5 protein-coding genes are annotated in these 6859 nt (G+C 67.4%); 4 read left to right on the top strand and 1 reads right to left on the bottom strand.

The features are described 5' to 3' along the window. The 4 genes from EV646_RS33685 to cydC form a co-directional block, all read left to right on the top strand. Positions 1–207 (top strand): cytochrome ubiquinol oxidase subunit I (locus tag EV646_RS33685; RefSeq protein ID WP_199237347.1); only part of this gene is annotated, 207 nt, incomplete at its 5' end. Positions 208–219: 12 nt separating this feature from the next. Next, positions 220–1218, top strand: a complete 999-nt coding sequence (cydB, locus tag EV646_RS33680; RefSeq protein ID WP_132155895.1) for a cytochrome d ubiquinol oxidase subunit II — start codon at positions 220–222, stop codon at positions 1216–1218. Continuing rightward, entirely contained in the window at positions 1215–2858 is a 1644-nt protein-coding gene (gene cydD / locus EV646_RS33675) for a thiol reductant ABC exporter subunit CydD (RefSeq protein ID WP_132155893.1), read from the top strand. Before cydB ends, cydD begins: the two co-directional genes overlap by 4 nt. Next, on the top strand, positions 2855–4477 hold the full coding sequence (cydC, locus tag EV646_RS33670; protein WP_241996498.1) for a thiol reductant ABC exporter subunit CydC: 1623 nt from the start codon (positions 2855–2857) through the stop codon (positions 4475–4477). Before cydD ends, cydC begins: the two co-directional genes overlap by 4 nt. A 555-nt stretch (positions 4478–5032) precedes the next feature. On the opposite strand, the gene EV646_RS33665 is transcribed toward cydC, so the two are convergent. After that, positions 5033–6853: a glycoside hydrolase family 15 protein gene (locus EV646_RS33665; protein WP_132155891.1), complete on the bottom strand. Its 1821-nt coding sequence runs from the start codon at positions 6851–6853 to the stop codon at positions 5033–5035. Positions 6854–6859: the final 6 nt, after the last annotated feature.

The raw sequence follows: 6859 nt of genomic DNA, 5'->3' as shown, positions 1-6859 counted from the left end.
GCATCGGGTGTGTCGCCGGGCACGACCAGCGCCGAGGTGATCACGTCGCTGGCCGGCTTCACCGTCCTGTACGGCGTACTCGCGGTGGTGGAGACGAAGCTGATGTTCCGGACCATCCGGAAGGGATTGGCCGGTACGGATACGCCGGCCGAGCCTGAACCGGATGCCCCGGACGACGCTGCGAAGCCGCTGTCGTTCGCGTACTAGAGGAGCTGACTGATGGAACTCACGACTGTTTGGTTCCTCGCGATCGCGGGGTTGTGGATCGGGTACTTCGTGCTGGAGGGGTTCGACTTCGGCGTCGGCATCCTGCTGCGGGTGCTCGGCCGGGACGAGGCTGAGCGGCGTGCGGTGATCACCACGATCGGTCCGGTCTGGGACGGGAACGAGGTGTGGCTGATCGTGGCCGGCGGGGCGACGTTCGCGGCGTTCCCGGAGTGGTACGCGACGCTGTTCAGCGGGTTCTACCTGCCGCTCTTCGCGATCCTGGTGACGCTGATCCTGCGCGGTGTGGCCCTGGAGTACCGCGGCAAGCGGGACGACCTGCTGTGGCGGGGGCGGATGGACACGCTCATCACCATCGGGTCGGTGGTGCCCGCCTTCCTGTGGGGATTGACCTTCGCGAACCTGGTCCGGGGTGTGCCGCTGGACGCTTCCCATGAGTACGTCGGCAGCCTCGGCGACCTGCTGAACCCCTTCGCCCTCTTCGGTGCCGTTGCCTTCACCGCGGTCTTCGTCACCCACGGCGCGATCTTCTTGGCACTGCGCACCACCGACGACCTTCGCCGCCGGGCCAACCGCCTGGCCACCCGCGCGGGTCTGGTCGCCGCGATCCTCACAGTTGGGTTCCTGGCGTGGGCGCAGGACCTGCGAGGAGACACCGGTTCGATAGTTCTGGCCGGATTAGCCGCGGGCGCGCTCGGAGTTGGGTTGGTGGCGAACAAGCTCGCGCGGGAGGGCTGGGCGTTCATGGGTACGACGGTCGCCGTCGGGCTGGCCGTGGCGTCGTTGTTTACCGCATTGTTCCCGGCTGTGATGCCGTCGACCCTCGACCCGCAGTCGACGCTGACCACGGTCGAGGCCGCGTCAACGCCGTACACGTTGAAGCTGATGACCTTCATCGCTGCGATCGTCCTGCCGCTGGTCATCCTCTACCAGGGCTGGAGCTACTGGGTGTTCCGCAAGCGCGTCACGGTTGAACCGGTAGCGGTGTCATGAAGCCGGTCGACCCGCGGCTGCTACGGCGCGCCCGGTCGGCACAACGGTTCTTGGTGGCCTCCGTGACGATCGGTGTTGCGACCGGGCTGCTGATCATCGCCCAGGCGATCCTGCTCGCCCGCGGAATCACCGATGTTGTACAGCGTGACGCCGAAGTGAGCGGGGTGGCGTTGGTGCTGGCCAGTGCTATCGCGGCGAGAGCCGGTCTGGTGTGGGCACAGGAGGTGGTTGCTCAGCGGGCGGCGGCGGCGGTGAAGTCGACGTTGCGACGGCAGGTGCTCGAGCACTCGCTGAAGCTTGGACCGGTGTGGCTGAGCGGTGAACGCAGCAGTGCACTCACAACCCTGCTGACCAAGGGACTCGACGACCTGGACCCCTACTTCGCCCGTTACCTGCCACAGATGGTCCTCGCGTCAACGGTGCCGGCCGGCGTGATCGGGTGGATGGCGACCGGTGACCTCATCGCGGCGGGCACTGTCCTGGTGACCCTGCCGTTGATTCCGATCTTCATGGCCCTGATCGGTTGGGCGACGCAGGCGCACAGCCGGCGCCGCCAGCGCGCTCTGGCTGTCCTGGCGCATCATTTCGCCGATGTGGTCAGCGGACTGCCCACGCTCAAGCTCTTCGGACGTGCGAGGGCCCAGGAGTCCGCCGTACGACGGGTGACCGACAAGCACCGGATCGCGTCGATGAGCAGCCTGCGGTTGGCGTTCCTGTCGTCGTTCGCCTTGGAGTTGCTGGCCAGCATCTCGGTGGCGTTGGTCGCGGTGGGGGTCGGTCTGCGACTGGTGGACGGGAAGCTCGGGCTGGAGACGGCGTTGATGGTGCTGATCCTCGCTCCGGAGGCGTATCTGCCGCTGCGGCAGGTCGGCATACAGTTCCACGCCAGCGCTGACGGGGTCGCAGCCAGCGAAGAGGTGTTCCGGGTGATGGAGACGCCGTTGCCGGCGCGCGGTGATCGCACGGACGTGCCGGATCTGAGGGTGAGCCCGCTGTGCATGTACGACGTGGCGGTGCGGTACCCGGGTCGCGAGCAGTCGGCGTTGGAGGGTTTTGATCTGGAGCTCCGGCCGGGTGAGGTGGTCGCGCTTACCGGGCCGAGTGGTGCCGGGAAGTCGACCGTATTGTCGGTGCTGCTGGGGTTCGTCGAGCCTGAGCGTGGTGTGGTCGTTGCCGGTGGCCGTGCTGCGGACGAGTTCGCGCCGGCGGTGTGGAGGCGGCAGTTCGGGTGGGTGCCGCAGCGGCCGGGGCTGCGGATGGGCACCGTCGCCGACAACGTGCGGCTCGGTCGTCCTGATGCGTCCGACGAGGAGGTGCTCGTCGCACTCACCACGGCTGGGGCTGGCGAATTGCGCCTGGACAAGCCGGTGGGGGAGCAGGGGCAGTTGCTTTCGGGTGGCCAGCAGCGCCGGGTCGCCCTGGCGCGGGCTCTCATCACCGATGCGCCGGTGCTGCTGCTCGACGAGCCGACAGCAGGCCTCGACGCGGATGCCGAGGCCGCGGTGATCAACGGGCTGCGGGCGAGCGCTCGGACGGTGCTCATGGTCGCCCACCGCCCAGCACTGGTCGCCGCGGTAGACCGCGTTGTCGAGGCCTTAGCAGCCACGAAGGCCGATGAGAAGGATCTGATGGCGTCGTGAGCGTCTACTCGATCGCTCATCCGGATCGGCGGCTGGCCTGGAGGCTGGTACTCGCTCTCTCGGCGGGTGTGTTGGCGGCCGGATCGGCAGTGGCGCTGCTGGCTACTTCTGCATGGTTGATCACCGCTGCGTCGGCGCAGCCTCCGGTGTTGCTGCTGATGGTGCCGATCGTGGCGGTGCGGGCGTTCGGCGTCGGGCGGGGAGTGTTCCGGTACGTCGAGCGGCTGGTGGCCCACGATGCGGCGTACCGCGTCCTGGGGGAGACTCGCGCGCGCATCACCATGCGGCTGGAGGAGTTGGTGCCTGCCGGCCTCGACGTACGACGCGGTGATCTCCTCGCCCGGATGGTGCTGGATGTGGATGCGGTACTCGATCTCTGGCTGCGAATCGTCCTACCTATCCTTGTCGCTGCGGTGACCGCGACAGCGACCGTTGCGCTCATCGTGGTGCTGCTGCCCGCCGCCGGTGTCGCCGCGGCGCTGGCGATCATCATCGCGTGCACAGTGGTCCCGTGGCTCACTGCGACCACAGCACGCCGGAGCGAGCGGTCGATAGCCGAGCATCGCGGCGATGTCGCTGCTCGGGCGACCGAGGACCTGCAATCGGCGGCCGACGTAATGGCATTCGGCGTAGTGGACGAGGTCCTCACCGCGTTCGTGGCTGCCGATGCCCAACTGGCTGCCAGAGAGCGTCGGTGCGCGTGGAGCGCCGGTCTGGGCAGCGCTCTACTCGTCCTTTGCATCGGCGCCGCCACTGTCTCGGGGCTCGTGGTGGGCAGCAACTCCGATCTGACTGGCGCGACGTTCGCTGTACTCGTGCTGACGCCGCTGGCCTTGGCGGACGTGGTCGGCGGCGTTCCACTGGCGGCCCAGCTCGCCGTCCGCGTTCGTGGCTCACTCAGCCGGATACAGGAGGTGCTCGCAGCACCTCGGCCGGTCGCGGCGCCCGACCGAGCCGAAAACCTGCCGACTTGGCGCGGTCTGCGAGTACGCGGTCTATCTGCTGGATACGGTCGCGACCCGGACGTGCTGCGTGATGTCGACCTGGACGTGCCCGAGGGCAGTCAGGTGATCGTCACCGGGCCGAGCGGTTCTGGAAAGAGCACCCTCGCCGCCGTCCTGCTGCGGTTCCTCGATCCGCGGGCCGGCGAAATCACCCTGGGCGGGACAGACGTCACGCGGCTCGACGGTGACCAGTTGCGGTCCACGATTGGGCTGCTGACCCAGCAGAGCCATGCGTTCGACACGAGCATCCGGGAGAACCTGCTGCTCGCCTGCCCGGGAGCTGATGACCTGCGCCTGTGGGATGCGCTTCACCAGGCCCGGCTCGGGGAGTTCGTCAAGCGTTTGCCGGTGGGCCTCGACACTCTCGTTGGCGAGCACGGCACGCGGCTGTCTGCGGGAGAGCTGCAGCGGCTGGCGTTCGCCCGGCTGTTGCTCGCGCACCACGACGTTCTGATTCTCGACGAGCCCACCGAGCACCTCGACGAAGAGACAGCCCGAGCCCTGCTGGCGGACTTGTTCGGCGCTGCGGACCGGCGGAGTGTGGTCTTGCTGACGCACCGCCCGGAGTTAGCTCCTCATCCCTTGCCACCAATCGTGAGGCTTGGTGAACGCTGACGACAAGCCGGCGCGTTGGGGCGTGATCCCCTGATGCGTCAGCCTGCTGGCGGCCAGACGATCTGTGCCTCCTGGGGGTGCGCATCGGTCGCGTTTCGACAGGCCGACTGCGCACCCGCGCTCCGATGGCCTCCAGCAGGCGTCTGGCCCGATGCGCATCGTCGTCGATCGCCCATCTGCGATCGACGTATTCAGGAAGGAGGCGCACAGCTGGTGCAAGGCGACGAACGCCAGCTCCATCTGGGACTCGACACCGGCTGCTCGCGCGATCCGGCAAGAGGACGAGTGTGTCTGGATGTAGTCCAGCAGGGCGGTCTTCCCGACGCAGGCTTCACCACGCAGCACCAACGTGGCGCTCTGTCCGGCTCTCAGATTGGCTACGATCCGATCGAGAGTCTCGCACTCGCGTCGCCGGCCTTCCAGCTGAAGGCCCCGGTCTCCGCGCCATAGACACCGACCAAGGATTGAGCCTATCCATGCTTGCCCAGGGGGCAACGAACCGCGCACGTACCGGAGTCTCCGGTTGGGTCGAGCCATGCCCGTTAGTGCGGCGCCTCAGCTTGCCGCGCTGTCCAGGGACGCGACTGAAGACGACGCAACCTTGTCGCGCCGCTGGCGGCTCAGATGCAGGGCGGTGGTGACCAACCCGGCGTGGCTGAAAGCCTGCGGTGTGTTCCCGAGGTGATGCCCAGTCGCGACGTCGTACTCCTCGCTGAGCAGCCCGACGTCGTTGCGGAGGGACAGGAGTCGATCGAACAAGGCCTCCGCCTCGTCGGTGCGGCCGATCCCGTGCAGTGCGTCGGTCAACCAGAACGAGCAGGCCAGGAACACTCCCTCGTTGCCTTGGATGCCGTCACAGTTCGGTTGTCGGGCGCCCACGGCGTACCGCATTATGAGTCCGTCGCGGGTCAGGTTGGCTTGGATGGCATCGACGGTGCTGACCATGCGGGAGTCGGTCCACGGGAGAAATCCGTAGCGGGGTAGCAGCAGGACGGAGGCATCGAGCCGGCTGGATCCGTAGCACTGTGTGAAGCTGCGGAGTGCGGCGCTGAACCCGCGGTGACAGATCTCGTCGTGCATGGTCCGGCGGAGGTTCCGCAAACGCTGCAGGGTTTCGGGGGCGGCCTTCTCATGCTCCAGTGCACGCACGGCTCGGTCGACGCCGACCCACGCCATCGCCTTGGAATGGACGAAGTGGCGCCGTGGCCCACGGACTTCCCAGATGCCGTTGTCGGGTTCCTGCCAGCCGTCCTCGAGGTGCTCGAGGAGGACGTTGCGGATCTTCTTGTCGGTGTCGCGGTGTGGGGCATCGGCGGTGTGCACTCCGCAGAGGGCATCCAGTGCTTCGCCCCAGACGTCGTTCTGTACCTGTCTGGCGGCAGCGTTGCCGACTCGGACCGGTGCAGATGACCGGTAGCCGGAGAGCCAGTCCAGGGTCCGCTCGGGCAGACGGCGGGCGCCGTCGAGGCCGTACATGATCTGCACGTCGGAGGGGTCATCGGCGACGGTTCGACCCAGCCAGTCTCTCCAGGCAATGACCTCCTCCACATAACCGGTCGCCTGGAATGCTTGCAGGGTGAAGCTAGCGTCCCGGAGCCAGCAGTAGCGGTAGTCCCAGATGCGAGTGCCGCCGATGTGCTCGGGGAGTGAGGTTGTCGCCGCGGCCAGGATGCTGCCTGTCGGCGCGTGGGTGAGCGCCTTGAGGATGACGAGTGAACGCCTCACCGCGTCGGCCCACGGTCCGGTGTACGTGCATCGGCTGATCCACCGGTTCCAGTACGCCGCGGTCGCAGCGAGCGAACAGGTCGTGTCGGCCGGAGGAGGCACCTGCGAGGTGCGCGTGTGGGTGAGGACGAAGGAAAGGCGCTCGCCCGCGACGACCGTGAAGTCGGCGATCAGGCAGTTGTCGAGCTGAGCCATGCCGATGCTGGTGGAGAGCCACACAGAGTCGGGGCCTGCGATTGCCACATTCTGCGAGCCGAAGCTGCGATGCACCGGTACGACCCTGCCGTAGTCCATCCGCAACCCTAGCGAGGTGTGCATACGGACCCGACCCACAACACCCTCCACGATGCGTACCACCCGACCTACGGGGCCGGTCGGTGGCATGAAGTCGGTGACTCTCACCTGCCCCTCGGACGTGACCCAGTCGGTGTCGAGAATCAACGAGTCCCCTCGGTAGCATCGGCGGGCACACCGCCCACCGGTCGCAGGGCCTAGGGTCCAGCGGCCGTTGCTCGGATTGCCCAGCAATGCCGCGAACACCGCCGCGGAGTCGAAGCGCGGTAGGCACAGCCAGTCGATGGATCCGTCAGCCGCGACGAGTGCCGCAGTACGCAGGTCCCCGATCAGCGCGTAGTCCTCGATGTGTGTCATTTCGTG

Origin of the sequence: Kribbella antiqua (assembly GCF_004345665.1) — a bacterium.
GTDB classification, from domain to species: domain Bacteria; phylum Actinomycetota; class Actinomycetes; order Propionibacteriales; family Kribbellaceae; genus Kribbella; species Kribbella antiqua.
Note: the sequence above shows the minus strand (reverse complement) of the source record. Positions and strands in the feature narration are given on the sequence as shown.

Excerpts from the sequence above, each read along its gene's own strand:
- EV646_RS33665 (WP_132155891.1), bottom strand. The coding sequence starts at position 6,853 with ATGACACACATCGAGGACTACGCGCTGATCGGGGACCTGCGTACTGCG.
- cydB (WP_132155895.1), top strand. The coding sequence starts at position 220 with ATGGAACTCACGACTGTTTGGTTCCTCGCGATCGCGGGGTTGTGGATC.
- cydD (WP_132155893.1), top strand. The coding sequence starts at position 1,215 with ATGAAGCCGGTCGACCCGCGGCTGCTACGGCGCGCCCGGTCGGCACAA.